This is a genomic window from Streptomyces sp. NPDC093064 (assembly GCF_044754605.1).
GTDB lineage: Bacteria > Actinomycetota > Actinomycetes > Streptomycetales > Streptomycetaceae > Streptomyces.
The window spans coordinates 413,383-439,262 of record NZ_JBIVPK010000002.1; the positions used below are offsets into that span (position 1 = coordinate 413,383).

Sequence of the window (25,880 nt, forward strand, 5' to 3'; positions counted from 1 at the left end):
TCCTGGTGCTGCCTTATGTCGACGGTACCTTGCCGGGCCCCTCGTTCGGGCCCCCCTTGGCACGGTTCGCTTTGACGTGCACCGTGCCAAGGAGTGGCAGACGATACTGCCTCCCGTCAGCGGACGGACGCGTTGTTCATCTTCCGGGTCGAGATGATCTGGTCGATCAGCCCGTACGAGAGGGCCTCCTCGGCCGTGAGGATCTTGTCGCGCTCGATGTCCTCACGGATCTTCTCGATCGGCGTGCTGGAGTGCTTGGCCAGCATCTCCTCCAGCTGCGAACGCATCCGGAGGATCTCGTTGGCGGCGATCTCCAGGTCGGAGACCTGACCGCGGCCGGTCTCGCTGTACGGCTGGTGGATCAGCACCCGGGCGTTGGGCAGCGCCATGCGCTTGCCCGGCGTGCCCGCGGCCAGCAGGATGGCGGCGGCCGAGGCGGCCTGGCCCATGCACACGGTCTGGATGTCGGGCTTCACGAACTGCATGGTGTCGTAAATGGCGGTCAGAGCCGTGAAGGAACCGCCGGGGCTGTTGATGTAGACCGAGATGTCCCGGTCGGGGTCCATCGACTCCAGGCACAGCAGCTGCGCCATGACGTCGTTGGCCGAGGCGTCGTCGATCTGGACGCCGAGGAAGATCACGCGCTCCTCGAAGAGCTTCGCGTACGGGTCGTACTCGCGGATGCCCTGGGAGGTGCGCTCCACGAAGCGCGGGATGACGTAGCGGGACTCGGCCGTGGGGCCGGTGTACTCGGCACGCGTACGGTCGTAGAGGCCACTGCCGGGGAAGTCGTTCACGGTGTCTCCTGGAAAGGGGCTGGGCGGTCGGCTGGGGCTGGCGGGCCTGCGCGGAGGTCTCGGACGCCCGCGCGGGGCCGGGAACTCCGCTGGAGCGGCTCAGGGGGCCTCGTGGGCCCCGTGGGAGCGGCTCAGGCCCCGGTGCCGCCACCGCCCGGCATGCCGGCGGCCGAGGTGATGACGTCGTCGATGAGGCCGTACTCCTTGGCCTCGTGGGCGTCGAACCACCGGTCGCGGTCGGAGTCGCGGGTGATCTGCTCGACCGACTGGCCGGTGTGGAAGGAGGTCAGCTCGGCCATGCGTTTCTTGGTGTGCAGCAGCCGCTCGGCGTGAATCTTGATGTCCGAGGCCGAGCCGGCCAGACCGGCGGAGGGCTGGTGGATCAGGATCTCGGCGTTCGGCAGCGCGAAGCGCTTGCCGGGGGTGCCCGCGCTGAGCAGGAACTGGCCCATCGAGGCCGCGAGGCCCATGGCGATGGTCACCACGTCGTTCTTGATGTACTGCATGGTGTCGTAGATCGCCATGCCGGCCGTGATCGAGCCGCCGGGGCTGTTGATGTACAGGTAGATGTCCTTGTCCGGGTCCGCGGCAAGGAGCAGCAGCTGTGCGGTGATCTTGTTCGCGATGTCGTCGTCGACCGGCTGGCCGAGGAAGATGATCCGCTCGTTGAGCAGCCGGTTGTAGACCTGGTCGCCGAGGCCACCACCGATGGAAGGCTCGCCGGCGGCGGAGGGCATCAGATTCGTCACGTATCCACCTGCTCGTCTTACGACGGCGCCGGGCCGTCTCACGTGTTCCTGCCAGGGGCTGGGGACTCCCCTGCCCCCGTACTCATGGACCCTAACGCGCGGCTCCCGTCGGCGAATCCCGCTGAGGGGAGTGTTCGCCGGGGGCGTAGCGCGCGGCCTTCGGAAAAAGCGAACGGGCCCCAGGTCACCAACGTACCCGGGGCCCGCCCGCCGCGCGCATCCGTATGCCGTACGGATCAGGCCTCGGCCTTCTCCTCGCCCTCGCCCTCGGCGGCGGCGTCGGCGGTCTCCGCCTCGTCCTCTTCGTCGTCCAGGTCGACGATCTCGCCGTTGGTGTCCTTCACGGTCGCGGCCTCGACCACGACGGCCAGGGCCTTGCCGCGGGCGACCTCGCCTACCAGCAGCGGAACCTGGTTCTGCTCGACGACCGCCTGCGCGAACTGGTCGGGGGACATGCCGGAGGAGGCGGCGCGCCGCATGAGGTGCTCGGTGAGCTCCTCCTGGTTGACGTTGAGCTTCTCCGTCTTGACCAGCTCGTCGAGGACGAACTGGGTCTTGATGCCCTTGACCGCGGCGTCGCGGGTCTCGGTCTCGAACTCCTCGGCGGTCTTGCCCTGGATCTCCAGGTACTTGTCGAGGGTGAGGCCCATCTGGCCGAGCTGGTGGTGCTCCAGGTTGTGCTTGCGGGTGTTGATCTCGTCCTCGAGCAGCTTCTCGGGGACCGGGACCTCGACCAGCTCGAGCAGCTTGTCCAGGACGCGCTCCTGGGCCTGCGTGGCCTGGTCGTACTGCTTCATGTTCTCCAGGCGCTTGCGGCTGTCCGCGCGCAGCTCCTCGAGGGTGTCGAACTCCGAGGCGAGCTGCGCGAAGTCGTCGTCCAGCTCGGGCAGTTCGCGCGCGGCGACCTGGGTGACCTTGACGGAGACCTCGGCCTCCTTGCCGGCCGCGGAGCCGCCCTTGAGCTCGGAGGTGAAGGTGGCCTCGCCACCGGCCTCCAGGCCCTTCACGGCGTCGTCGATGCCGTCCAGCAGCTCACCGGAGCCGATGGTGTAGGAGACGCCGTTGGCCACGCCGTCCTCGAGGACCTCGCCGTCGACCTTGGCCTCCAGGTCGATGGTGACCACGTCGCCGTCCTCGGCGGCGCGCTCGACCGGGCTCGTCGAGGCGAAGCGCTCGCGCAGCTGCTCGACGGCCTTGTCGACGTCCTCGTCTGCGACCTCGATGGCGTCGACCTCGACCTCGATGCCGGAGTAGTCCGGGATCTCGACGGCCGGGCGGACGTCGACCTCGGCGGTGAAGTTCAGCGTCTCGCCGTCCTTCAGCTCGGTGATGTCGACCTCGGGCTGGCCCAGCGGGTTCAGCTCCGCCTCGTTGACCGCCTCGGTGTAGAACTTCGGCAGCGCGTCGTTGACGGCCTCCTCGAGAACCGCACCGCGGCCGAACCGCTGGTCGATGACGCGGGCCGGGATCTTGCCCTTGCGGAAGCCCTTCACCGTGACCTGCTGGTTGATCTTCTTGTACGCCGCGTCGAGGCTGTCCTTGAGCTCCTCGAAGGGCACCTCGACAGTGAGCCGAACCCGGGTCGGGTTCAGGGTCTCCACGGCGCTCTTCACGGTTCGGTCTCCTTGTGGCTGACTGCTTGGATTCTGCCGGGGCCAGATGGGTCCGGCGGATTTCGACCCGCCCGGAGGAGTTCGCAGGCCCAGCAGGACCGGACACACGGGCGCGCAGTTTGCATAGTAACCGCAGCCACTCCGCGCCCCCAAAGGCGATCACGCGTAGTGACGCCGACCGGCGGCCGGCGGATGGTCGGGGTGGCGGGATTTGAACCCACGGCCTTCCGCTCCCAAAGCGGACGCGCTACCAAGCTGCGCCACACCCCGTCTGGTGCGACAGGTAGGGTACATGCCCGCAGGCAGTGCCGACGCCGCATTCCACGACCACCGGGAGCGCGCCGGGCGCGAACGGCGACCTCGGGGAACAGGGTGTGCGTCGACGGCGCACGACCCGCTACGATGCCTTGTGTGCCGCGGTCGGCAGACCGGCGGCGCCTTGTGTGCGGGCGTAGCTCAATGGTAGAGCCCCAGTCTTCCAAACTGGCTACGCGGGTTCGATTCCCGTCGCCCGCTCTGTACCGCTCAGGGCCAGGTCAGAGGATCACTCCTCCGACCTGGCCCTGAGCGTTTCCACGAACACGGACGGCTCGCGTCCCATCCCGCCGGGTCAGCGGCACGTCACCTGCCCGTCAGAAGCTGATCGAGTTGATCGTGTGCGCTATCGAGTTCAGGAAGCGGTTGATGGACGGCGCCATTCCGGTGGAGGCGAGGAAGAAGCCGAAGAGTATGGCGACGATGGCCGGGCCCGCCTTGATGGAGCCCCCTCGGAGCAGCACCACCAGGATGATCGCCAACATCAGCACCACTGACAGTGAAATGGCCACAACTGATCACACCCTCGGTCGGTCGCTCTCCCGGCCCGCGGACGCCAGCCCCGCGCACCCCGCTGGAACCATCGTGCCACCAACCCGGCTCCCCTATGCGGCGGCTGACACATCATCGGCCACGCCAGTCGCTCCGGGGACCGCGCCCCTTGGGGCGGGGCGCTTCTCCGACCTTGATCCGTACGGCAATTCGGCGCCGTTCGCCGCACCGCCTCCGCAGGGAATTCAGTGAGATCTTTTACACGCCTGCACATTATGTTCGCAAGGAATTCGAATCGTCGCCCAGAACATGAACCCGTGCACCAACTCATCAGGATGAGTCCGGACATTGGGGGTGCGACTGCCCGCACGAACGGCACGTGAGATGTGTCGACCATCACCCTTGAAAGCATGCCGACTTCGTCAAATCCCGGGTAGCCGCAGCGAATAACCGGCGTATGACGTCGGCGCTTTTACGGAACCCCGCGGACAACACTAGGGTGCCTCAGATGTTCCACGCTGCCTCGTCCCCCGGTCAGAACAGAACACCGCTCCCTCCGGCACAGTCACCGGCCCCCGGAGTGCCGAGTCCGCGCCGATCGGACGAGTCGGGCGGAAGACCGGCCACACAGCGCGACGCGTTCTTCGACAACGCCAAATACCTGGCGATCGTGCTGGTGGCAGCGGGTCACTCCTGGGCGCCGCTCATGGACGACAGCCGCGTCCTGCGAAGCCTGTACATGTTCGTGTACACCTTCCACATGCCGGCCTTCATCGTCATCTCCGGCTACTTCTCGCGCAGTTTCGACGCCCGGCCCGACCGGCTCAAGCGGCTGATCACCGGTGTCGCGGTTCCGTACATCGTCTTCGAGACCGCCCTCTCCCTCTTCAAGCGCTACGCCGGCCACAGCCCCGAACAGGACATCAGCCTCCTCGACCCCTGGTACCTGACCTGGTTCCTGTGCGCCCTGTTCATCTGGCGGCTGACCGCCCCCATCTGGAAACTGGTCCGCCGGCCGCTGCCCCTCGCGCTCGTCATCGCCATGCTGGCGTCGGCCAGCTCGGCCATCGGCAACGACCTGGACCTTCAGCGGGTGCTGCAGTTCCTGCCGTTCTTCGTGCTGGGGCTGTCGATGAAGGCCGAGCACTTCCGGCTGGTGCGCCGCCGTTCGGTGCGGATCGCGGCGGTGCCGGTGTTCGCGGCAGCACTGGTCACCGCCTGGTGGGCGGCGCCGCGGATGAACACCTCCTGGTTCTACCACCGTGACGCCGCGCAGGATCTGGGCGCGCCCTGGTGGGCCGGCCCGGTGATGACGCTGGCGCTGTTCGGCTGCTCGGTGGTGCTGACCGCCTGCTTCTTCGCCTGGGTGCCGGGCCGGCGGATGTGGTTCACGGCGCTCGGCGCGGGCACGCTGTACGGCTATCTGCTGCACGGCTTCGTCATCAAGGGCGCCGGCTTCCGGGGCTGGTTCGACCACGCCTGGCTGCACCGTCCGCTCGGCGAGATCCTCGTCACCGTCCTGGCGGCGACGGTCATCACCCTGCTGTGCACCCGCCCCGTGCGGCGGGTCTTCCGCTGTGTCATGGAGCCCGAGATGAAGTGGGCCTTCCGGCAGGACGCGGGCGATCAGGCCCGCGAGCGCCGGGAGGCTCAGCGGCCGCAGTGGGAGACGGCCGGCTCGGTCAGCGCCTGAGAGGACCGTCCGGGAGCCCGAGAAGTGCGCGCATCCGTGCGTACTTCCCGGTCAGCCGGGTGCGGGTGGTCTCGTCGAGGACCGCGAGGCGGACCGGGTCGGCGTTGTGCGCCAGGTCCGCCTCCTTCACCAGGAGCGCGCCGGGCGTGGCGAGGATCCGCCGCGCGTACGCCTCCGGGTCCTCCCCCGCCCGCTTGGTGACCGCCAGCACGATGTCCTTCGTACGGCGGCTCAGCGCGGCCTCGCGCAGCCACCCTTCGGACAGGACGCCGTCCTCCACGGAATCGTGCAGCCAGGCCGCCGCGATCTGCTCACCGTCACCGCCCCGGGCCCGTACACCCTCGGCGACGGCCCGCAGGTGCTCGGCGTAGGGCAGGCCCCCTTTGTCGGTCTGCCCCTCGTGAGCGGCCCGGGCGAGGGTCTCGACCTCGGCCAGGGACATGGTGCGCGGGGTGCGGGGCGTCTCGGTCACCGGTCCAGTGTGTCAGCGTGCCGCCAGGGCCGTCGGGCCCTCGCGGCAGATCAGGAGCAGGGCGCGGTCGTCGTTGACGTCCTTCGCCACCGCTTCGATCAGGTGCCAGGCGGCGCCGTGGAAGCCGCCGGCGACATAGCGGTCGGCCTCGCCGGTGAGGCGGTCGATGCCCTCGACGATGTCGCGGTCGGACGTCTCCACCAGGCCGTCGGTGAACAGCATCAGGACGTCGCCGGCCCGCAGGGAGCCCTTGACCGGGTCGAACTGGGCGCCGTCGTAGACGCCGAGGAGCGGGCCCTCGGCGGCCTTCTCCTCCCAGCGGCCGCTGCCCGCGCTGAGCTGGAGGCCCGGCGGGTGGCCGGCGGAGTACAGCTCGTAGTCGCCGGAGTCCAGGTCCAGCACCAGATGGATGGAGGTCGCGAAGCCCTCGTCCCAGTCCTGGCGCAGCAGGTAGCCGTTGGCGGCGGGCAGGAACGCGTGCGGGGGCAGGCTGCCGAGCAGACCGCCGAACGCGCCCGACAGCAGCAGCGCCCGCGAGCCCGCGTCCATGCCCTTGCCGGACACGTCCGTGAGCACGACCTCCAGGGTGCGGCCGCCGTTCGTACGGGCGGCGACCACGAAGTCGCCGGAGAAGGACTGGCCGCCGGCCGGGCGCAGCGCCATCTCGTGGTGCCAGCTGCCGGGCAAGTGCGGCAGCTTGCTCTGGACGCGGATGCGTTCGCGCAGGTCGAACAGCATGGTGCCGCCGCGCCGCCAGGGCACGCCGACCCGGCTGCGGAACTGGGCGATGATCAGCCCGAAGAAGCCGCAGGCGGCGACCACGAGCACCACGCCCGGGGTCACCCTGGCTGGGCCCTCGGTGTACGGCCCCAGCCGCACCGACTCCACGATCAGCGCCGTGGCCGCGGCGGCGTACAGGCCGAGCAGGCTCGCCGGGCGCAGCAGCAGCCCGCCGGCGACGATGGGCAGCACCAGCGCGACCGGGGAGAACCACACCGAGTTGGCGAGCGTCAGCACCAGGATCAGCGGGATGGTCAGCAGCAGACCGCCGAGCGCGATCCAGTCCGAGCCGTCCCCGCGGAAGTAGTCGACGGCGGCTCTGCGCACGCCGACGCGGGCCCGGTGCCACTGCATCTTCAACCGGGCCGTGAACGTCTCGGCTTCCGCGCGCCGCTGTCGTCCTGCTGCCATTAGTTGGGGACCCTATCCATCGGACCTGACGCTTGGCACGGGAGGTCCCACTTGTCCCCCGTCCGAGGCTCGGATTCACAGTGAACTTCACCGGCGGCCGTCTCGCTGCCACCCGGGCGAAATTCGTTCGCCTGTTCTGTGGCGCGCTGGTAGGCATGGCGCATGGCGACTGAGCGTGCGACCGAGCCGAGGGTGCTGCGGCGGGACGAGTGGGACCGCTGGTACGACAACCTGATCCGCGCCTTCGGAGGGGTCCCGGAGCCGGCCGAGGAGCGGGAGGCCTGGAACTCCCTCACCGAGCCGGACCGTTCCCTGGGTGTCTGGGACGGGGACGTGTGCGTGGGCACGGCGGGGGCGTTCCGCTTCCGGATCACCGTGCCGGGCGGCGATTCGCTGCCGGCGGCCGGCATCACGATGGTGAGCGTGGCCGCCACGCACCGGCGGCGCGGTGTGCTGACGTCGATGATGCGTCGGCAGCTGGACGACGTGCGCTCCTGGGGCGAGCCGCTGGCGGTGCTGACCGCCTCCGAGCCGGCGATCTACGGCCGCTTCGGGTACGGCGCGGCGACCTTCCAGCTCAGCGCCGAGATCGACACCGACCGGGCCGGTCTGACGGTCCCGGCCGGCACGGACGACGTACGCCTGCGGTACGCGGCGCCCGCCGAGGTGCTGGACGACTGCGAGGCGGTGTACGCGCGGCTGGTGCCCGGCCGGCCCGGGATGCTGGCCCGGCAGCCCGGCTGGGGGCGGCTGGCGCTGCTCGACCCGGAGAGCGCACGGGACGGCGCCTCGCCGCTGCAGTGCGTGATCGCCGAGCGGGCCGGCGAGGTCACGGGGTACGCCCGCTATCGCGTCAAGCCCGGCTGGGGCGTCGGCGGGCCCGAGGGCACGGTGCTCCTGACCGACCTGGCCGCGCTGGACCCGGAGAGCGACGCGGCCCTGTGGCGCTTCCTGTTCGGCATCGACCTGACCTCGACGCTGATCCTGCGGGAGCGGCCGGTCGACGACGCCTGGCAGTACCTGGTGTCCGACATCCGGCGGTGCCGGCCGCGGCTGCGGGACGTGCTGTACGTACGGCTCGTGGACGTGGGCGCCGCGCTCGCCGCACGGACCTACCAGGCGCCGGTGGACGTGGTGTTGGAGGTGGCGGACGACTTCTGCCCCTGGAACGCCGGGCGGTGGCGGCTGGCCGGGGACGCGAAGGGGGCGTCCTGTGAGCGGACCACGGACGCGGCGGACCTCTCCTTGTCCGTACGGGAGTTGGGGGCGGCGTACCTCGGTGGCGTGCCGCTGTCCGGGCTGGCGGCGGCCGGGCGGGTACGGGAGCTGCGGCGCGGGGCGCTGTCCGAGGCGTCGGTGGCGTTCGGCTCGGCGGTTGCGCCGTGGCTGCCGCACGGGTTCTGAGACGGGTGTCTCATCCCACCTTCGCGGGCTGCTGGCAGGTGGGGCACCAGAAGAGGTTGCGGGCGGCGAGGTCGGCGGTGCGGATGTCCGTGCCGCAGATGTGGCAGGGCAGGGCGGTACGGCGGTAGACGTAGACCTCGCCGCCGTGGTCGTCGACCCGGGGCGGGCGGCCCATGGCCTCGGGGGTGTGCTCGGGGCGGACGGTGTCGATGCGGTTGTTGCGGACGCCCTCGCGCATGAGGGCGACGAGGTCGGCCCAGATGGCGTCCCATTCGGCCGGGGTCAGGTCCCTGCCGGGGCGGTAGGGGTCGACGCGGTGCCGGAAAAGGACCTCGGCGCGGTAGACGTTGCCGACGCCCGCGACGACCTTCTGGTCCATCAGCAGGGCGGCGATGGTCGTACGGCTGCGGCGTATGCGGGCGTAGGCCCGGTCCGGGTCGGCGTCGGAGCGCAGGGGGTCGGGGCCGAGGCGGTCGTGCACGGCCTGCTTCTCGGCGTCGGTGATCAGGGCGCAGGTGGTGGGGCCGCGCAGGTCGACGTACGAGGTGGCGTTGGCGAGGCGGAGCCGGACGGTGTCCGTGGGCGGGGGTGCGGGGGCGTCGCCGAAGGTGACCTTGCCGAAGAGGCCGAGGTGGATGTGGATCCAGTCGCTGTCGCGGAAGCGGAGGAAGAGGTGTTTGCCGTGGGCTTCCGTGCGGGTGAGCTCCGCTCCGGTGAGGAGGGTGGCGGAGGTGGAGAACTTGCCCTGGGGACTGGTGGCGTGGGCCTGCCGGCCTGAGAAGTGGGCGGCGTAGTCCTGTGCGAGGCGGTGGATGGTGTGCCCCTCTGGCACGGGGTGTCCCTTCTTGCGGTTCTTTACCCACCTGCCCGACCGACTTGGCGGGTGGAGGGGCACCGGCGCTGGGGCTCCGCCCCGGACCCCGTTTCCCACTCACCCGCCCGTCTCGGTGGGTGAAGCGGTGCCGAGCCCGGGGCTGCGCCCCAGACCCCCGCGGGGACTCCGTCCCCTGCACCCCTGGCAGAACTCGGCCGGGATCTTCAGCGGGGACTCCCGTCTCCCCTCACCTGCCGAGGGCTGAGCCGGCCCGCAAGGCGGCGGCACGGCTCCCCTCAGGGCGCCGTGCCTTGGACGGTGAGGCGGTTACTGCTGGGGGTGGTGGGCCGGGATCGGGGGAAGGTCGCCCGTCGATTCGTAGGCCGTGAGCATGTCGATGCGGCGGATGTGGCGCTCGTCGCCGGAGAAGGGGGTACCGAGGAAGGTCTCGACGAACTTCGTCGCCTCCTCCGTGGTGTGCATGCGCGCGCCCACCGCGACGACGTTCGCATTGTTGTGCTGGCGGCCGAGGGAGGCCGTCTCCTCGCTCCAGGCGAGGGCCGCGCGCACGCCCTTGACCTTGTTCGCCGCGATCTGCTCGCCGTTGCCGGAGCCGCCGATCACGATGCCGAGGGAGTCGGGGTCCGCGGCCGTGCGCTCCGCGGCGCGCAGGCAGAAGGGCGGGTAGTCGTCCTGGGCGTCGTAGATGTGCGGTCCGCAGTCGACGGGCTCGTGGCCCGCCGCCTTGAGCCACTCGACGAGGTGGTTCTTGAGTTCGAAGCCCGCATGGTCGGAGCCGAGATACACGCGCATGGTCCGAGTGTGACATGGCGGAATGCGCGCGGCAGCGCCGGGTCACGTGCACTATCACATCCACCAGAAGAATGTGGCTAATCTTTCAAAGCTCAAAGAAACCTCAAGTAACAATTACATTTCGAAGGTTCACGGATTCCAATGCCTCCGTTTCACTGGAGCATCCCGTACACCGCTCGTACGGGAGACCGCTCCACCCGAGCAAAGGAATTCCCCCCATGACTTCGCAGCCGACCCTGTCGGAGACCGGAAGCGGCCATACGAACCCCGAGGGCCACGGTTCGGGGCTCCAGGCCGGGCTCAAGAACCGCCATCTGTCGATGATCGCCATCGGCGGTGTCATCGGCGCCGGTCTCTTCGTCGGTTCCAGCTCGGCCATCGCCACCGCCGGACCGGGCATCCTCCTCTCCTACGCCCTCGTCGGCACGCTCGTCGTCCTCGTGATGCGCATGCTCGGCGAGATGTCCGCGGCCAACCCCACCTCCGGTTCCTTCTCCGCGCACGCCGACCGGGCGCTCGGCGGTTGGGCCGGGTTCTCCATCGGCTGGCTGTACTGGTTCTTCTGGGTCGTCGTGCTGGCCGTGGAGGCGACGGCGGGCGCCAAGATCCTCTCCGGCTGGGTGCCGGCCGTGCCCCAGTGGGGCTGGGCCCTCATCGTCATGGTGGTGCTGACCGCCACCAACCTCGTCTCCGTCGGCTCCTACGGCGAGTTCGAGTTCTGGTTCGCCGGGATCAAGGTCGTGGCGATCGCCGCGTTCATCGTCGTCGGCGGGCTGGCCATCTTCGGCGCACTGCCCGGCGCGCACAGCGACAAGGCGGGGCTCGGCAACCTCACCGACCACGGCGGGTTCCTGCCCCACGGGCCCGGCGCCATCCTGACCGGTGTACTGCTCGTCGTCTTCTCCTTCATGGGCAGCGAGATCGCCACCCTCGCGGCAGGCGAGTCGGAGGACCCGCAGCGCGCCGTCACCAAGTCGACCAACAGCATCATCTGGCGTATCGGCGTCTTCTACCTCGGCTCCGTCTTCGTCGTGGTCGCCCTGCTCCCCTGGAACGACAAGGCGATCACCGAGAAGGGCTCCTACGTGGCCGCCCTCGACTCCCTCGGTATCCCGCACGCCGGTCAGATCATGAACTTCATCGTGCTGACGTCGGTGCTTTCCTGCCTCAACTCCGGCCTCTACACCGCCTCCCGGATGGCCTTCTCGCTGGGCGAGCGCGGGGACGCGCCGAAGGCGTTCGCACGGACCACCCGCCGCGGTGTGCCGATGGCCGCGATCGTCTCGTCGGTCGTGTTCGGCTTCGTGGCCGTGTTCTTCAACTACAAGTTCCCGGACTCCGTATTCCTCTTCCTCGTCAACTCCTCCGGCGCGGTCGCCCTGTTCGTCTGGCTGGTGATCTGCTTCTCGCAGCTGCGGATGCGGAAGATCATCCAGCGGGAGGCGCCGGAGAAGCTGGTCGTGAAGATGTGGCTGTACCCGTATCTGACGTGGGCGGCGGCCGCGCTGATCGTCTTCGTCTTCGGCTACATGCTGACCGACACCGAGCACGACGGCCGCGAGACCGTGCTGCTGTCGCTGCTGGTCGCGGCGATCGTGCTGGTGATCTCCTTCGTCAAGCAGAAGCTCGGGAGCGGCCGTACGGCGGTCGCGGCCCCGGCCGCCGAGGAGACGGACAAGGTCGCGGCCGGCTGACGACGGCCTCGGCAGGGCCCGGCAGACGCAGGCAGGTCTGGCGGTCCGGAACGCGAAAGAGGCCCGCCGGGAAACGTCGCAGGGCGACGCGGCGGGCCTCTTTCACAAGATTTCGCGGGATTTCCGCGGGATATCCGCAGGATTTCTCGCGGGCTTTCGCGAGTACCGGCGGGAACCTTTCGCGAGTACCGGCGGGAACTACGGCATCACGAAGCGGTCGGTCACTTCCCGGCCAGCTTCCAGGCGGTGGGCAGCAGGCCCATCGCCAGGGCGGCCTTGAGGACGTCGCCGATCAGGAACGGGGTGAGGCCGGCGGCGAGCGCGGCGGACGCCGACATGCCGGTGGCCAGGGCCAGGTAGGGCACGCCGACCGCGTAGATGATCGCCTGACCCAGCACCATCGTGCCGGCCGTGCGCCAGACGTTGCGGTCCCCGCCGCGGCGGGCCAGGGCGCCCACAACGGTGGCGGCGAGCAGCATGCCGAGGACGTAGCCGAAGGAGACGGAGCCCGCGCCCGAGGCGCCGCCCGCGAACCACGGCACGCCCGCCGCGCCCGCGAGCGCGTACAGCGCGAGGGCGAGGAAACCGCGGCCGGCGCCCAGCGTGGTGCCCACGAGCAGCGCCGCGAAGGTCTGACCGGTCACCGGCACCGGGGAGTGCGGGACGGGCACCGCGATCTGGGCGGCGAGTCCGGTGAGCGCGGCGCCGCCCACCACGAGGGCCACGTCCCGGACACGGGACGTGGGCAGCAGGTCGGCGAGGACGACCCCGGTACGGGCGGGGGTGGCGGCAGCGGTGCTCATGGGGACTCCGCGGAGTGAGGACAGTTCGGGACAGCGTGACGCTATCCCAGCGGCGGCGCGGCGATCACCGTCAGCGCTCGACAAGGGGGGAACGGACGCTTGGTCGGTTTCACACAAAGGAAACGCCGTACACCCGGCGGGACGTGACGCCTGTCACTGAGGTGGCGCGGTTTCCGCCACTCAGGCCGAGGGCACGGCGACTGTAGGGTCCCACCAAACGGCTCGACGGCTGGATCATGGGCGGTGCCGCGCGCCGCGCACCGGCCGCGACGGCTCGCCCGGGTAATCACCGTCTCACTCTGTGCACAGAGCGCGTCCGGATGGTGAGCGGGCGCTCCGTCGCGGTGGAGCGGCCGCCCAGACTGTGGGCGTTTTCGCATCTGCCCCCCACCGGACGAGCCTCCCCATGCCAAGCGACACCACCTCCCCCGATCTCTCGGCTTCGCCGCAGCAGGGGGGACCCCCGTCGACGCCCCCGCGGGCGGACGGCCTCTCCCTGTCCCACGGCCTGAAGCAGCGCCACCTGTCGATGATCGCCCTCGGCGGTGTGATCGGCGCCGGCCTCTTCGTCGGCTCCGGCGCGGGCATCGCCGCCGCCGGCCCCTCGATCGTCGTCGCCTACGCCCTGTCCGGCGCGCTCGTGATGCTGGTCATGCGGATGCTGGGCGAGATGTCGGCCGCGTACCCGTCGTCGGGCTCGTTCTCCGCGCACGCCGAGCGGGCGTTCGGTCCGTGGGCCGGTTTCACCGCGGGCTGGTCGTTCTGGGTGCTGCTGTGCACCGCGGTCGGCCTGGAGGGCATGGGCGCCGCGAAGATCGTCACCGGATGGCTGCCGGGCACGCCGGAGTGGGTGTGGGTGGCGCTGTTCATGGTGGTGTTCTGCGGCACGAACCTGGCCGCGGTGAAGAACTTCGGCGAGTTCGAGTTCTGGTTCGCCGCGCTGAAGGTCGGCGCGATCGCCCTGTTCCTGGTCCTCGGTGTGCTGGCCGTCGCGGGCGTGCTGCCCGGCACGGACTCCCCGGGCGCCTCGAACCTCACCGACTTCCTGCCGCACGGCGGCCACGGCCTGGTCATCGGCCTGCTCGCCTCGGTCTTCGCCTACGGCGGCCTGGAGACGGTCACCATCGCGGCGGCCGAGTCGGAGAACCCGGTGCGCGGTGTGGCGAGCGCCGTGCGTACGGCGATGTGGCGCATCGCGCTGTTCTACGTCGGCTCCATGGCGGTGATCGTCACGCTCGTCCCCTGGGACTCCGAGGAGGTCGTCGGGAAGGGCCCGTACGTCGCCGCGCTGGACCACCTCGGCATCCCGGGGGCCGGTCAGCTGATGAACGTGGTGGTGCTGGTCGCGCTGCTGAGCGCGATGAACGCCAACATCTACGGCTCCTCGCGCATCGCGTACTCGCTGGTCGAGCGCGGTCAGGGCCCGAAGGCGCTGGCGAAGGTCTCCGGCGGGGTGCCGCGGACCGCGGTGCTGGCCAGTTCCGTCTTCGGTTTCGTCTGCGTGCTGCTGAGCTACTGGCGGCCCGACGACGTCTTCCCCTGGCTGCTGAACATGATCGGCGCGGTGATCCTCGTCGTCTGGATCTTCATCGCCGTCTCGCAACTGCGGCTGCGCCGCACGCTGGAGCAGGAGGCGCCGGAGAAGCTGGTGGTCCGGATGTGGGCGTTCCCATGGCTGACCTGGGTGGCCCTGGCCGGTATGGCGGCGGTCTTCGTCCTGATGGCCGCCGAGTCCGGCACGCGGGTGCAGCTGTACTCGACGGGCGCCATGACGCTGTTCCTGGCGGCGGCCGGGTACATCCGGCAGCGCGGGCGCGCCCGGAGCTGACGCACCCCGGAACGCCGCCCGGGTGCGCCCGGCCTCGTGACCGTCTGCTCCCCCTCACCCGTCACCCTTCACCCGGCAGGCGGAAAGCAGGAAGCCCCCGCGAGAACGTGACTCGCGGGGGCTTTGCGTTCGGATACCGCCCTGGCAGGGCCGGTTCTCTGCCCCGGCAGGACCGGTTCCGGGCTCGCGGCACGGCACCCGCGCCCTTACGATCCCAATTCCGGCGAATCGTACAGCGATCCGACGACCGGACCGGAGGCGCGCATGCCCGACTACATCCACTGCCCCAACTGCCCCGGGAAGAAGTTGCACCCCTTCGGCAAGGTGGGCCCGGACGAGGCGAAGCACATCAACGAGGCACGCGGAGTGCGGGACGGCCACGGCTGGTGGCGGTGCGAGAGCCAGAGCCCCAAGGGACGCTGCCTGTGGGTCCAGCCGCGCTGGACCCAGGCGAAGGGCTTCAGCCTCCCCGAGAGCTTCCGCTGACCGGCCGGGTCAGAGGTTGCTGAAGTCCGGTCCCACCGTGCGGGTGCGCTTGATCTCGTAGAAACCGGGGACGGAGGCCACCGCGAGGGTACCGTCCCAGAGCCGGGCGGCCTGCTCGCCCTTGGGGGTGGGGGTGACGACCGGGCCGAAGAAGGCGATCTGCTCGCCGTCCGGGCCGGGGACCGCGATGACCGGGGTGCCGACGTCCTGGCCGACCTTCTCGATGCCCTCCTTGTGCGAGGCGCGCAGTTCGGCGTCGAACTCGAAGTTCTCCTGGTCGGCGTAGTCGATCAGGTCGGCGGGCAGACCCACCTCGTCGAGCGCGGCGACGACGGCCTCGCGGGTGGGGCCCTCGCCGCGGTTGTGGAAGCGGGTGCCGAGCGCGGTGTAGAGCGGGCCGAGGACGTCCTGGCCGTGCTTCTGCCAGGCCGCGGTGACCACCCGTACCGGCCCCCACGCCTTGGTGGTCAGCAGCTCCCGGTACTCCTCGGGCAGTTCGTCCAGCCTCGGCTCGTTGAGCACCGCGAGGCTCATGATGTGCCAGCGGACCTCGATGTCCCGCACCTTCTCCACCTCCAGCACCCACCGGGACGTGATCCAGGCCCAGGGACACAGCGGGTCGAACCAGAAGTCGACGGGAGTCTTGCCGGACGACGGGGTCGCGGCGGAGGCGGTCTCGGACATGGCTCTCCTCGGTAAAGGGTCGTTGAACTGCCAACATCGACGGTCGTGCACGGCATTCCCGGCTGCCGCGCGGCAAACCCGCATGGCAGGATCGGTGCTGTCCACATCGTGAAACCATCCGAGGGAGTGCCGCCTGTGCCCGGTGAGAATCTGTCCCGCGACGAGGCCCGGGAGCGGGCCGCCCTGCTGTCCGTCGACGCGTACGAGGTGTCCCTGGACGTGCGGTCCGCGGTGGGCGAGGACACCGGGGACGGTCCGCGGACGTTCCGGTCCGTGACGACGATCCGGTTCCGCTGCAACGAGCCGGGCGCGTCGAGCTTCGCCGACCTGCTCGCGCCGAGCGTCACCGCCGTCTCGCTCAACGGCAGGGACCTCGACCCCAGCGAGGTCTTCGACGGCTCCCGGATCCTCCTGGAGGACCTGGCCGCCGACAACGAGCTCGTCGTGGACGCGCAGTGCGCCTACTCGCGCACCGGTGAGGGCCTGCACCGCTTCGTCGACCCGGAGGACGGCGAGGTCTACCTCTACACGCAGTACGAGCCCGCCGACTCCCGCCGGGTCTTCGCCAACTTCGAGCAGCCCGACCTGAAGGCGCCGTTCCGCTTCGAGGTGCGGGCGCCGGAGGACTGGACGGTGTGGAGCAACGGGGTCGGCGAGCGCATCGAAAAAGTGCGCGAAGCGCTTCCGCAGAAGGGTGGTGGTGGGCGACGGGCGGGCGGGGTGTGGCGGTTCGCCGAGACCAAGCCGATCTCGACGTACATCACCTGCGTGGTCGCGGGCCCGTACCACCACGTGACGGACTCCTACGAGCGCGTGTTCGAGGACGGTACGCGGCTGGAGATCCCGTTGGGCGCGCTGTGCCGCAAGGGGCTCGCCAAGCACTTCGACGCCGAGGACGTCTTCCTGGTCACCAAGCAGGGCCTGGACTTCTTCCACGACCACTTCGACTACCCGTACCCGTTCGGCAAGTACGACCAGGCGTTCGTGCCCGAGTACAACCTCGGCGCGATGGAGAACCCGGGCCTGGTCACCTTCCGGGAGGAGTACATCTTCCGCGGGAAGGTCACGCAGGCCTCCTACGAGGCCCGGGCCAATGTGATCCTGCACGAGATGGCGCACATGTGGTTCGGCGACCTGGTCACCATGGAGTGGTGGGACGACCTGTGGCTGAAGGAGTCCTTCGCCGACTTCATGGGCTCGTTCTCGCTGGTCGGCGCGACCCGCTTCACGGACGGCTGGATCACCTTCGCCAACCGCCGCAAGGCCTGGGCGTACCGCGCGGACCAGCTGCCCTCCACGCACCCGGTCACCGCGGACATCCGCGACCTCCAGGACGCCAAGCTGAACTTCGACGGCATCACCTACGCCAAGGGCGCCTCGGTGCTCAAGCAGCTGGTGGCCTACGTCGGCCAGGACGCGTTCCTGGAGGGCGCGCGGCGCTACTTCAAGCGGCACGCCTACGGCAACACCCGGCTCGGCGACCTGCTCGCGGTGCTCGAGGAGACCAGCGGCCGGGACATGGGCGCGTGGGCGCGGTCGTGGCTCCAGACGGCGGGGGTCAACTCGCTGACTCCGCAGGTGGTGCTGGGTGCCGACGGCCGGATCGAGGAGCTGGCCGTGGTGCAGGAGGCCGCCGAGTCGTACCCGGAGCTGCGCCCGCACCGGGTGGCGGTGGGCCTGTACCAGCGGTCCCAGGTGGGGGCGCTGGAGCGGTACGCGCGCGCCGAGACCGACGTGGCCGGCGCCCGTACGGTGGTGTCCGAGCTGGCGGGTGCGGACGCGCCCGATCTGGTGCTGGTCAACGACGACGACCTGACCTACTGCAAGATCCGCTTCGACGAGACCTCGCTGGCGACCCTGCGGGAGCACCTGGGCGGCCTGACGGATCCGCTGGCCCGCGCGCTGTGCTGGTCGGCGCTGTGGAACCTGACCCGGGACGCGCTGCTGCCGGCGCGGGACTTCGTGGGCCTGGTGCTGCGCTTCGCCGGCCGTGAGACCGACATCGGCGTGCTCCAGATGCTGCACGCCTGGGCGGAGTCCGCGCTGGTGCACTACGCGGCGCCGCAGTGGCGGGAGACCGGCGGACGGGCGCTGGCCGAGGGCGCGCTGGCCGAGCTGCGGCAGGCCGAGCCGGGCAGCGAGCACCAGCTCGCATGGGCGCGGTTCTTCGCCACGGCGGCCTCGGCGCCGGACGACCTGGAGCTGCTGAAGGGCCTGCTGGACGGCACGGAGGAGATCGCCGGCCTGGAGGTCGACCAGGAACTGCGCTGGGCGTTCCTGGAGCCGCTGGCGGCGCACGGGGTGGCGGACGAGAAGGTGCTGGCCGCCGAACTCGCCCGGGACGACACCGCCTCCGGCAAGCGGCACCAGGTGCGCTGCCTGGCCGCGCGGCCCTCGGCCGCCGTCAAGGTGGGGGCCTGGGAGCAGGTGGTCGACTCGGACGCGTTGTCGAACGCGCTGGTGGAGGCGACGATCGCGGGCTTCGGGCAGGCCTCCCAGCGGGAGCTGCTCGCGCCGTACACGCCGAGGTACTTCGAGGCGATCGAGCGGGTGTGGACCGAGCGGTCCATCCAGATCGGCATGGACGTCGTACGGGGGCTGTTCCCGGCGTTGCAGGACTCGCCGGAGACTCTGGAGGCGACCGACGCGTGGCTCGCCGCGCACGAGGGAGCCGCTCCCGCCCTGCGCCGCCTGGTGCTGGAGGCCCGGGACGACCTGGCGCGGGCGCTGCGCGGACAGGCGTGCGACGCGGCGGCCGGAACGTCCGCCGGCTGACCCGTAGTTCTGGCCAAGGGTCGGGCACGTCGTAACTGTTACACGATGCGTGCCCGGCCCGCCGTAACCCCTGGTCCACCCATGAGGGGACCAGGGGTTTTCGGCATCCGAACAACCGTCCTTTAGGGCGGGCTTGTCCAGGTTTGCCAACGGGCGTGTAACAGCGGTTACGGGCCGGTCGCGAAGCGGGAAACGTGCCGGACATGAACCACGAAACCCCGCTCTCCCCCCGCCCCCTGCACCACCTCGCAGAGGCGCCGCGCCGGGTCCTGACCACCGCTCAGCTGCGCGAGCACGGAGTGCCGGCGGCCGAGACGGCCGTGCGGTGCCGCGCCGGAGGACCCTGGCAACAGCTCCTGCCGGGCGTGTTCCTGCTACATCCGGGCCCACCGACCAGTGAGGAGCGGCTGCACGCGGTGCTCCTGTACGCGGCGCGCGGACCGCTTCCGCGCGCCGCCACCGGGGTGCCGACGCAGCCGAGCGCCCAGGATCCGCACCGCCCGGTGTACGCGGAGGTGATGGTCACCGGTCTGGCGGCGCTCACGCTGCACGGCTTCGCCGCGTCGCCGGGCCTGCCGGCCCTGGAGAGGATCGACGTCCTGGTGGAGCGCGGCCGGCGGCTGCGCTCGGCCGGCTGCGTGCGGATCGTCCGGGCGGCCGGCCTGCCCGCCGCCGAGGCGGTCACGGGTCTGCCGGTGGCCCCGGTGCCGCGCGCCCTGGCGGACGCGGTGGCCGCTCTGTCCGACGCGGGCACGGTACGGCGGCTGCTGACGGAGGCGGTGCGCGGCGGGCACTGCGAACCGTCCGCCGTGGTCCGCGAACTGACCGGGGCCGGGCTGCTGGGCCGGTCGCACGTGGTGGACGCGGTGGGCCTGCTGCTGGCCGAGGGGCGGGCGCTCTCGGAGGACCGGCTGTACCGGATGGTGCGTGAGCACGGGCTGCCGGACCCGGTCTGGAACGTGGACCTGCGGCTGCCGGGCGGCCCCCGTCTCGGCGGCGTGGACGCGTACTGGCCGGAGCAGGCGGTCGCCCTGGAGCTGGACACCCGCGCACCCCGCCACGGCGGCCGGCCGGACGACGAGACCCGGCACTCCGAGTACGCCCGCAAGCGCGAGCACCTGGAGCGGCTGGGCATCACGGTCGTCCACGTCACCCCCCGGAAGCTGCGGGAGTTCCCGGACCAGCAGGCGACCATCGTCCGCACCGCCCTGATGGCAGCCACCGACCGCGACCCGGCCGCACACGTGGTGGCACTCCCCCAGTAGCGCCGAAGCGCCCAACGGGGACACGCCAGGAGGGGCGAGGAGGGACCACCGGACCACGTCTCGGCGGCCCCTCCTCGCACGTCGCAAGGAGTACCGGCCGGGGGCGAACAGGGCGGCGCGGACGGATGTCACGGTCGGCCCAGGGACCACAGGTTGACGCGGACCGGCGCCACGCTCGGCCCGGCACGGACAGGCAGACGCGGTCGACCAGGCACAGACAGCGGGCGGGGGCCACGCTGGGCCCGACGCAGGCAGGCGCGAGCCGGCGCCGCGCTCGGCGCGGACAGGCGCGCGCGGTAGGCCCGGGGCGACAGGCAGACGCGGACCGGTCTCGCGCTCGACCGGGCACGGGCAGCCGGACACGGGCCGATGTCGCGCTCAGTCAGACACCGACGCGCGGACGCGGGCCGGTGCCGTGCTCGGCGGCCGCGGAGAGGCAGGCGGGCCGGTGCCGCGCTCGGCCCGACACGGACAACCCGGCGCGGTCGGCCGGGGGTCGGCAGCCGGGTGCTGTCAGGTGGGGCTTCCCGTGGGTGGGCGGTTGTGCCATAGGTGCAGGCCCACGTCGACCAGGCCGACGCGGGGCAGTGCGGGTACCGCGTCCAGGGGGTGCCAGGCGGCTCGGTCCGTGGAGCCGCCCGTCTCGTGGCGCAGTTCGCCGCCGGTGACACGGCCCTCGTAGAGGATGCGCAGGCCGTGGAAGTCGGCGTGGGTGCCCAGAGGGCGCGGGTAGTTGCGGCGGACGGAGTCCAGGCCCAGGAGGGCGACCGGTTCGACGGTGTAGCCGGTCTCCTCCTCGGCCTCGCGCACGACGGTGTCGTAGGGGTCCTCGCCGTGCTCCATGCCACCGCCGGGCAGGGTCCACCGGCGGGCGCCGTCGCCCGCCACCCAGCGGGCCAGCAGCAGCCGTCCGTCCCGCACACACACGGCGTAGGCCGCCACCCTCAACTCCTTGTTCATAGGTGGACGTTACGGCAGGAAGGGGGCTGTCCGGCGTGAGTCGGCGAGGACGGGGCCCAGCACGCGGCCGGATGAACGCTCCGTCCGGCAGGGCTGGTTGTCCTCCCGCAATGCCAGGGGAAGCGCCACGGTTTGGGCCCCTATGACCCTCGTGGCGCATGGCGGAAGTACGCCATGATTCCATCCCGCCAGGACCAAGTCTCGTCAAACATCTTTCCTTTGGGTAAAGCTGAGCGATCATCCGACTCCGAAATCCGGACGATCGCGATCGACCCCGATCGCACCTCTCTTGGTTCCTTTACCTGCAAGGGATGCCGATGACCCCCGACCCCCAGCGCGCACCGCTCACGGGCGCGAGACGCCTGGCCCGCATCGCCATGGCCGCCGGCGTGGTGGCCGCGCTCTCCGTGGCCGGCCCGATACCCCTGGCCGTCGCCCAGGACGGCCCCACGTCCACCGACCCGGCCGTCAAGCCGGCGGACGACAAACTCGGTTCGACCGGCGCCGAACTGCTCGCCGAGGCCAAGGCCGAGGGCGCCAAGAACGTCACCATGATGATCGCGACCGAGCCCGGGCAGACCGCGCAGGTCGCCAAGCAGCTGGACGCGATCGACGGCGGCGCCGTGGGCCGCACCTACGACAAGCTCGGCTACGTCCGCGCCACCGTGCCGACGCAGAAGGCGGACTCGGCGATCGCCGCCGCCGCGAAGCTGTCCTCCGTGCAGGCCATCGACCTGAAGCAGGACATCCCGCTCGACGACCCGAGGCCCGAGGCGGACGCCCCCCAGGGCAAGGACAAGAGCAAGGGGCAGGACCAGGGCACCTACCCGGCGCCCGACAAGAACACCCCCGCCGAGAACCCGTACAACCCGTCCTTCGAGACGGGCGCCGTCGACTTCGTGAACAACAACCCGAAGGCGGACGGCCGGGGCATCACCATCGGCATCCTCGACTCCGGCGTGGACCTCGGCCACCCGGCGCTCCAGAAGACCACCACCGGCGAGCGCAAGATCGTCGACTGGGTCACCGCCACCGACCCGATCGTCGACAGCGACGGCACCTGGCGCCCGATGACCTCCGGCGTCACGGGCCCCCAGTTCACCGCGGGCGGCAAGACCTGGAAGGCGCCGGCCGGCAACTTCCTGTTCAACACCTTCAGCGAGTCCGCGACCAAGGGCGGCGACGCCAACGGCGACCTGGACCGCGACGGCGGGACCACCAGCGTGTGGGGCGTCCTGTACGACCCGGCGAACGGCACCGTCCGCGTCGACCTGAACAACAACAACGACTTCACGGACGACGTCCCGATGAAGCCGTACAAGGACGGCTACCAGGTCGGCTACTTCGGCCAGGACAAGAAGGACCCGGCGACCGGCGCCGACCTGCGCGTGCCGTTCGTCGTGGAGGTCCGCAAGGACGTGGCGATGGACCCCTACGGCGGGTCCTGGATCGGCAAGAAGGCCGACTTCGTCAACATCGGCGTCATCGAGTCCGAGCATGGCACGCACGTCGCCGGCATCACCGCCGCCAACAGCCTGTTCGGCGGCAAGATGAACGGCGCGGCCCCGGGCGCGAAGATCGTCTCCTCCCGGGCCTGCACCTGGAGCGGCAGCTGCACCAACGTCGCGCTCACCGAGGGCATGATCGACCTCGTCGTCAACCGCGGCGTGGACATCGTCAACATGTCCATCGGCGGCCTGCCGGCGCTCAACGACGGCAACAACGCCCGCGCGCAGCTCTACACGCGGCTCATCGACACCTACGGCGTGCAGCTCGTCATCTCGGCGGGCAACAGCGGCCCGGGCCTGAACACCATCGGCGACCCCAGCCTCGCCGACAAGGTCATCTCGGTCGGCGCGACCATCTCCAAGGAGACCTGGGCGGCCAACTACGGCTCCGTGGTGGACAAGTCGTACGCCATGATGCCGTTCTCCTCGCGCGGTCCGCGTGAGGACGGCGGCTTCACGCCGATCATCTCGGCGCCCGGCGCGGCCATCAACACCACCCAGACCTGGCTGCCCGGCGGCCCGGTCGCCGAGGCCGGCTACTCGCTGCCGGCCGGTTACTCGATGCTCCAGGGCACCTCGATGGCGTCCCCGCAGGCGGCCGGCGCGTCCGCGCTGCTGCTGTCGGCGGCGAAGCAGAAGCGCATCGAGCTGACCCCGGCGGCCCTGCGCACCGCGCTGACCTCGACCGCGAAGCACATCAAGGGCGAGCAGCCGCACAGCGAGGGCGCCGGCCTGATGGACATCGTCAAGGCCTGGAAGTCGATCGAGAAGGGCGCCTCGGCGCACGAGTACGCGGTCAAGGCCCCGGTCAGCACCTCGCTGTCCTGGGCGCTGAAGACCCCCGACTTCGGCACCGGCCTGTACGACCGCGAGGGCGGTCTGCAGAAGGGCCAGAAGAAGACCTACGACGTCCAGGTCACCCGTACGACGGGCCCGGCCGGTTCGGTCAAGCACAAGCTGAGCCTGAAGAACGACGACGGCACCTTCAAGATCCTCGGCGACGACGAGGTCTCGCTGCCGCTGAACAAGCCGGTGACCGTCAAGATCGAGGCGCGCCCCGCCTCCGCCGGTGTGCACAGCGCGATCCTCGAGGTCGACGACCGCGGCACCGAGGGCGTGGACAAGCAGATCATGCTCACCGTCGTGGTCTCCACGGAGATCGCCAAGCCGTCCTACACCTACTCGGTGTCGGGTGTGGCGCAGCGCAACAGCACCACGTCGTACTTCGTGACGGTCCCGGAGGGTGCGAAGACCCTCGAGGTCTCGATGAGCGGTCTCAAGGACGGCAGCCAGACCCGCTTCATCGCGATCCACCCGTACGGCACCCCGGTGGACCCCACCTCGACGCCGAACTGCTACCCGAACTACAACAACCCGGCCAACACCTGCCGTCCGGACGTGCGTTCGTACGCCAAGCCGATGCCGGGAGTCTGGGAGATCGAGGTCGAGTCGCGTCGTACCTCGCCGCTGCTCGACAACCCGTACACGCTGAACGCGGCGGTCTACGGGCTGGACTTCAGCCCCGCGGTGCAGACGATCGACGAGGCGAAGGCCGGTACGCCGGCCCCCGTGTCCTGGACGCTGACGAACAAGCTCGCCGGGCTGGACGCCAAGCTGAAGGGCGGCTCGCTGGGATCGTCGAAGACGGACCGGCCGACCATCGCCAACCATGACAGCCACACCAGGACGGTCGTCGTGCCCGCCGGTGCCGAGCGCCTGGACGTCGCCATCGGCAACGTCTCGGACGCCGGGGCCGACCTGGACCTGTACGTGTACAACGCCGCCGGCACGCGCGTCGCCTACTCGGCCGCGGGCGGCTCGGAGGAGTCCGTCTCCATCGCCAAGCCCGCCGCGGGCACGTACACCATCCTGATCGACGCCTACTCGGTGCCGGCCGGCACCACGGCCTACGACTACCGGGACGTGTACTACTCGGCGGCGCTCGGCTCGGTCAAGGTCGACGACGCCAAGGTGTTCACCCTCGCCCCGAACGGCACGGCGCAGATCTCCGCCGACGTCATCGCGAACGAGCCGGCCCCCGCGGGCCGCGAGTTCTTCGGCGAGGTGCAGGTGCTGAACACCCGCGGCACCGCCGCGGGCCTCGGCAGCGTGAAGATCGGCAAGGTCGTCCCGTAACGGCGGTCTCCACCTCCGATACGTGACACGGGGCGGGCTCCACTCGGAGCCCGCCCTTTGCGTTTCCGGCGGAGCCCACCCACCGGGCCGTCGCACTCCGTCCCGCGCCGTCCCACTCCGTGGGCAATGATTGGACAGACGGACCCGGGACAGACGCATGATGGAACCGTCCTGCGCGTACCGCGTACGCAGCGCCAGTGAAGTGAGCAGAAGGAGTCACCGTGAGGATCGGAATCGTCGGAGCCACCGGTCAGGTCGGCACGGTCATGCGTGGGATCCTCACGGAGCGCGATTTCCCGGTGACCGAGCTGCGCCTGTTCGCCTCGGCCCGCTCGGCGGGGACGGTCCTCGACGGGGTCACGGTGGAGGACGCGGCCACCGCGGACTACACCGGCCTGGACATCGTGCTGTTCTCGGCGGGCGGCGCGACCTCGAAGGCGATGGCCGAGAAGGTCGCCGCGCAGGGCGCCGTGGTGATCGACAACTCCTCGGCGTGGCGCAGGGACCCGGACGTCCCGCTGGTGGTGTCCGAGGTGAACCCGCACGCGATCACCGACCGCCCCAAGGGCATCATCGCCAACCCGAACTGCACCACGATGGCCGCGATGCCGGTCCTCAAGCCCCTGCACGCGGAAGCGGGCCTTCAGGCGCTGGTCGTCGCCACCTACCAGGCGGTGTCCGGCTCGGGCCTCGCGGGCGTCGCCGAGCTGCACGGCCAGACCCAGAAGGTCGTCGCGGACGCCGACAGGCTGACCCACGACGGCGCGGCCGTGGACTTCCCCGAGCCGTCCGTCTACAAGCGCCCGATCGCCTTCAACGTGCTCCCCTTCGCGGGCAACCTCGTCGAGGACGGCCTGAACGAGACCGACGAGGAGCAGAAGCTCCGCAACGAGTCCCGCAAGATCCTGGAGATCCCGGAGCTGAAGGTGTCCGGCACCTGCGTGCGCGTGCCCGTCTTCTCCGGTCACTCCCTCCAGGTCAACGCCCGTTTCGCGCGCCCGCTCAGCGTGGAGCGCGCGACCGAGCTGCTGGGCGGCGCCCCCGGTGTCGCCCTCTCCGTCATCCCGACGCCGCTCCAGGCGGCCGGCCAGGACCCGTCGTACGTCGGCCGCATCCGCCGCGACGAGACGGTGGACAACGGCCTGGCCCTGTTCATCTCCAACGACAACCTCCGCAAGGGCGCGGCCCTGAACGCGGTGCAGATCGCGGAGCTGGTGGCGGCGGAGCTCAAGGGCTAGTCACCGCTTACCCGATCCCGGCGCACCTCGTAGAGGAAGCAGCCGTACTCGACGGCAGGGCTTGGTCAAGTTCCGGAGTCGTGCGGCTGGGTCGGGCCGTGACCGGTTGGGGTGCATAGCAGAGCAGGCACGGGCTTCGTGATCATTGGG

General features: G+C 70.6%; 20 protein-coding genes and 2 tRNA genes. 10 read left to right on the forward strand and 12 right to left on the reverse strand.

Features of this window, described 5'->3' with window-relative positions:
• Positions 1-116: 116 nt before the first annotated feature.
• The 4 genes from ACIQFZ_RS04680 to ACIQFZ_RS04695 form a co-directional block, all read right to left on the reverse strand.
• Positions 117-797 (reverse strand): ATP-dependent Clp protease proteolytic subunit, encoded by a 681-nt coding sequence (locus ACIQFZ_RS04680; RefSeq protein ID WP_141360910.1) that lies wholly within the window; start codon positions 795-797, stop codon positions 117-119.
• 131 nt (positions 798-928) lie between these two features.
• Positions 929-1,534, reverse strand: a complete 606-nt coding sequence (locus ACIQFZ_RS04685) for an ATP-dependent Clp protease proteolytic subunit (RefSeq protein WP_172633231.1) — start codon at positions 1,532-1,534, stop codon at positions 929-931.
• 248 nt (positions 1,535-1,782) lie between these two features.
• Positions 1,783-3,159, reverse strand: a complete 1,377-nt coding sequence (tig, locus tag ACIQFZ_RS04690) for a trigger factor (protein ID WP_384429820.1) — start codon at positions 3,157-3,159, stop codon at positions 1,783-1,785.
• A gap of 193 nt (positions 3,160-3,352) precedes the next feature.
• Positions 3,353-3,429: transfer RNA gene (locus ACIQFZ_RS04695), tRNA-Pro, on the reverse strand.
• 175 nt (positions 3,430-3,604) lie between these two features.
• On the opposite strand from ACIQFZ_RS04695, the gene ACIQFZ_RS04700 reads away from it, so the two are divergent.
• Positions 3,605-3,675, forward strand: a tRNA-Gly gene (locus tag ACIQFZ_RS04700).
• Between the two features lie 116 nt (positions 3,676-3,791).
• Here ACIQFZ_RS04700 and ACIQFZ_RS04705 read toward each other — a convergent pair.
• Positions 3,792-3,986 (reverse strand): hypothetical protein, encoded by a 195-nt coding sequence (locus tag ACIQFZ_RS04705; RefSeq protein WP_365417378.1) that lies wholly within the window; start codon positions 3,984-3,986, stop codon positions 3,792-3,794.
• A 488-nt stretch (positions 3,987-4,474) separates the two neighbouring features.
• On the opposite strand from ACIQFZ_RS04705, the gene ACIQFZ_RS04710 reads away from it, so the two are divergent.
• Entirely contained in the window at positions 4,475-5,659 is a 1,185-nt protein-coding gene (locus ACIQFZ_RS04710; RefSeq protein ID WP_402690605.1) for an acyltransferase family protein, read from the forward strand.
• Here ACIQFZ_RS04710 and ACIQFZ_RS04715 read toward each other — a convergent pair.
• Entirely contained in the window at positions 5,649-6,101 is a 453-nt protein-coding gene (locus tag ACIQFZ_RS04715; RefSeq protein WP_402690621.1) for an HD domain-containing protein, read from the reverse strand. The genes ACIQFZ_RS04710 and ACIQFZ_RS04715 overlap by 11 nt on opposite strands.
• 42 nt (positions 6,102-6,143) lie before the next feature.
• Positions 6,144-7,322, reverse strand: coding sequence for a PP2C family protein-serine/threonine phosphatase (locus ACIQFZ_RS04720; RefSeq protein ID WP_365417382.1), 1,179 nt, complete (start codon positions 7,320-7,322; stop codon positions 6,144-6,146).
• 162 nt (positions 7,323-7,484) lie between these two features.
• Here ACIQFZ_RS04720 and ACIQFZ_RS04725 point away from each other — a divergent pair, with 162 nt between their 5' ends.
• The gene (locus ACIQFZ_RS04725) at positions 7,485-8,726 is read left to right on the forward strand and encodes a GNAT family N-acetyltransferase (protein ID WP_365417383.1); all 1,242 of its coding nucleotides are present in this window, start codon (positions 7,485-7,487) and stop codon (positions 8,724-8,726) included.
• A 10-nt stretch (positions 8,727-8,736) separates the two neighbouring features.
• Here the strand turns inward: ACIQFZ_RS04725 and ACIQFZ_RS04730 are convergent, their stop codons facing one another.
• Together ACIQFZ_RS04730 and ACIQFZ_RS04735 are read right to left on the reverse strand one after the other, a co-directional pair.
• Positions 8,737-9,558, reverse strand: coding sequence for an Fpg/Nei family DNA glycosylase (locus ACIQFZ_RS04730; RefSeq protein WP_402690606.1), 822 nt, complete (start codon positions 9,556-9,558; stop codon positions 8,737-8,739).
• 309 nt (positions 9,559-9,867) lie between these two features.
• Positions 9,868-10,353: a ribose-5-phosphate isomerase gene (locus tag ACIQFZ_RS04735; protein WP_141360894.1), complete on the reverse strand. Its 486-nt coding sequence runs from the start codon at positions 10,351-10,353 to the stop codon at positions 9,868-9,870.
• A gap of 218 nt (positions 10,354-10,571) precedes the next feature.
• Between ACIQFZ_RS04735 and ACIQFZ_RS04740 the strand changes: the two genes are divergently transcribed.
• The gene (locus ACIQFZ_RS04740; RefSeq protein ID WP_365417389.1) at positions 10,572-12,047 is read left to right on the forward strand and encodes an amino acid permease; all 1,476 of its coding nucleotides are present in this window, start codon (positions 10,572-10,574) and stop codon (positions 12,045-12,047) included.
• 221 nt (positions 12,048-12,268) lie between these two features.
• Here ACIQFZ_RS04740 and ACIQFZ_RS04745 read toward each other — a convergent pair whose 3' ends face one another.
• Positions 12,269-12,850: a biotin transporter BioY gene (locus ACIQFZ_RS04745; protein ID WP_365417392.1), complete on the reverse strand. Its 582-nt coding sequence runs from the start codon at positions 12,848-12,850 to the stop codon at positions 12,269-12,271.
• Between the two features lie 406 nt (positions 12,851-13,256).
• On the opposite strand from ACIQFZ_RS04745, the gene ACIQFZ_RS04750 reads away from it, so the two are divergent.
• Positions 13,257-14,678 carry an amino acid permease gene (locus ACIQFZ_RS04750; RefSeq protein WP_402690607.1) on the forward strand — a complete coding sequence of 474 codons (1,422 nt, stop codon included), beginning with the start codon at positions 13,257-13,259 and terminating at the stop codon, positions 14,676-14,678.
• A gap of 264 nt (positions 14,679-14,942) precedes the next feature.
• Positions 14,943-15,164: a hypothetical protein gene (locus ACIQFZ_RS04755; RefSeq protein WP_365417397.1), complete on the forward strand. Its 222-nt coding sequence runs from the start codon at positions 14,943-14,945 to the stop codon at positions 15,162-15,164.
• A gap of 9 nt (positions 15,165-15,173) precedes the next feature.
• On the opposite strand, the gene ACIQFZ_RS04760 is transcribed toward ACIQFZ_RS04755, so the two are convergent.
• Positions 15,174-15,848, reverse strand: coding sequence for a DsbA family protein (locus ACIQFZ_RS04760; RefSeq protein WP_365417400.1), 675 nt, complete (start codon positions 15,846-15,848; stop codon positions 15,174-15,176).
• 135 nt (positions 15,849-15,983) lie between these two features.
• On the opposite strand from ACIQFZ_RS04760, the gene pepN reads away from it, so the two are divergent.
• Positions 15,984-18,623 carry an aminopeptidase N gene (gene pepN, locus ACIQFZ_RS04765; RefSeq protein ID WP_383055529.1) on the forward strand — a complete coding sequence of 880 codons (2,640 nt, stop codon included), beginning with the start codon at positions 15,984-15,986 and terminating at the stop codon, positions 18,621-18,623.
• Between the two features lie 203 nt (positions 18,624-18,826).
• Positions 18,827-19,888 carry a hypothetical protein gene (locus ACIQFZ_RS04770; RefSeq protein ID WP_402690608.1) on the forward strand — a complete coding sequence of 354 codons (1,062 nt, stop codon included), beginning with the start codon at positions 18,827-18,829 and terminating at the stop codon, positions 19,886-19,888.
• 513 nt (positions 19,889-20,401) lie between these two features.
• Here the strand turns inward: ACIQFZ_RS04770 and ACIQFZ_RS04775 are convergent.
• Entirely contained in the window at positions 20,402-20,848 is a 447-nt protein-coding gene (locus ACIQFZ_RS04775) for an NUDIX hydrolase (RefSeq protein WP_365428442.1), read from the reverse strand.
• Positions 20,849-21,165: 317 nt separating this feature from the next.
• Here ACIQFZ_RS04775 and ACIQFZ_RS04780 point away from each other — a divergent pair, with 317 nt between their 5' ends.
• Positions 21,166-24,492, forward strand: a complete 3,327-nt coding sequence (locus ACIQFZ_RS04780; protein ID WP_402690609.1) for a S8 family serine peptidase — start codon at positions 21,166-21,168, stop codon at positions 24,490-24,492.
• Between the two features lie 221 nt (positions 24,493-24,713).
• Positions 24,714-25,730, forward strand: a complete 1,017-nt coding sequence (locus ACIQFZ_RS04785) for an aspartate-semialdehyde dehydrogenase (RefSeq protein WP_402690610.1) — start codon at positions 24,714-24,716, stop codon at positions 25,728-25,730.
• Positions 25,731-25,880: the final 150 nt, after the last annotated feature.

What these genes read in the sequence shown, in the direction of transcription:
- ACIQFZ_RS04685 (WP_172633231.1), bottom strand. Translation starts at nt 1,534, where the DNA reads ATGCCCTCCGCCGCCGGCGAGCCTTCCATCGGTGGTGGCCTCGGCGAC.
- ACIQFZ_RS04710 (WP_402690605.1), top strand. Translation starts at nt 4,475, where the DNA reads ATGTTCCACGCTGCCTCGTCCCCCGGTCAGAACAGAACACCGCTCCCT.
- ACIQFZ_RS04715 (WP_402690621.1), bottom strand. Translation starts at nt 6,101, where the DNA reads ATGTCCCTGGCCGAGGTCGAGACCCTCGCCCGGGCCGCTCACGAGGGG.
- ACIQFZ_RS04720 (WP_365417382.1), bottom strand. Translation starts at nt 7,322, where the DNA reads ATGGCAGCAGGACGACAGCGGCGCGCGGAAGCCGAGACGTTCACGGCC.
- ACIQFZ_RS04725 (WP_365417383.1), top strand. Translation starts at nt 7,485, where the DNA reads ATGGCGACTGAGCGTGCGACCGAGCCGAGGGTGCTGCGGCGGGACGAG.
- ACIQFZ_RS04735 (WP_141360894.1), bottom strand. Translation starts at nt 10,353, where the DNA reads ATGCGCGTGTATCTCGGCTCCGACCATGCGGGCTTCGAACTCAAGAAC.
- ACIQFZ_RS04740 (WP_365417389.1), top strand. Translation starts at nt 10,572, where the DNA reads ATGACTTCGCAGCCGACCCTGTCGGAGACCGGAAGCGGCCATACGAAC.
- ACIQFZ_RS04745 (WP_365417392.1), bottom strand. Translation starts at nt 12,850, where the DNA reads ATGAGCACCGCTGCCGCCACCCCCGCCCGTACCGGGGTCGTCCTCGCC.
- ACIQFZ_RS04750 (WP_402690607.1), top strand. Translation starts at nt 13,257, where the DNA reads ATGCCAAGCGACACCACCTCCCCCGATCTCTCGGCTTCGCCGCAGCAG.
- ACIQFZ_RS04755 (WP_365417397.1), top strand. Translation starts at nt 14,943, where the DNA reads ATGCCCGACTACATCCACTGCCCCAACTGCCCCGGGAAGAAGTTGCAC.
- ACIQFZ_RS04760 (WP_365417400.1), bottom strand. Translation starts at nt 15,848, where the DNA reads ATGTCCGAGACCGCCTCCGCCGCGACCCCGTCGTCCGGCAAGACTCCC.
- ACIQFZ_RS04770 (WP_402690608.1), top strand. Translation starts at nt 18,827, where the DNA reads ATGAACCACGAAACCCCGCTCTCCCCCCGCCCCCTGCACCACCTCGCA.
- ACIQFZ_RS04775 (WP_365428442.1), bottom strand. Translation starts at nt 20,848, where the DNA reads ATGAACAAGGAGTTGAGGGTGGCGGCCTACGCCGTGTGTGTGCGGGAC.
- ACIQFZ_RS04780 (WP_402690609.1), top strand. Translation starts at nt 21,166, where the DNA reads ATGACCCCCGACCCCCAGCGCGCACCGCTCACGGGCGCGAGACGCCTG.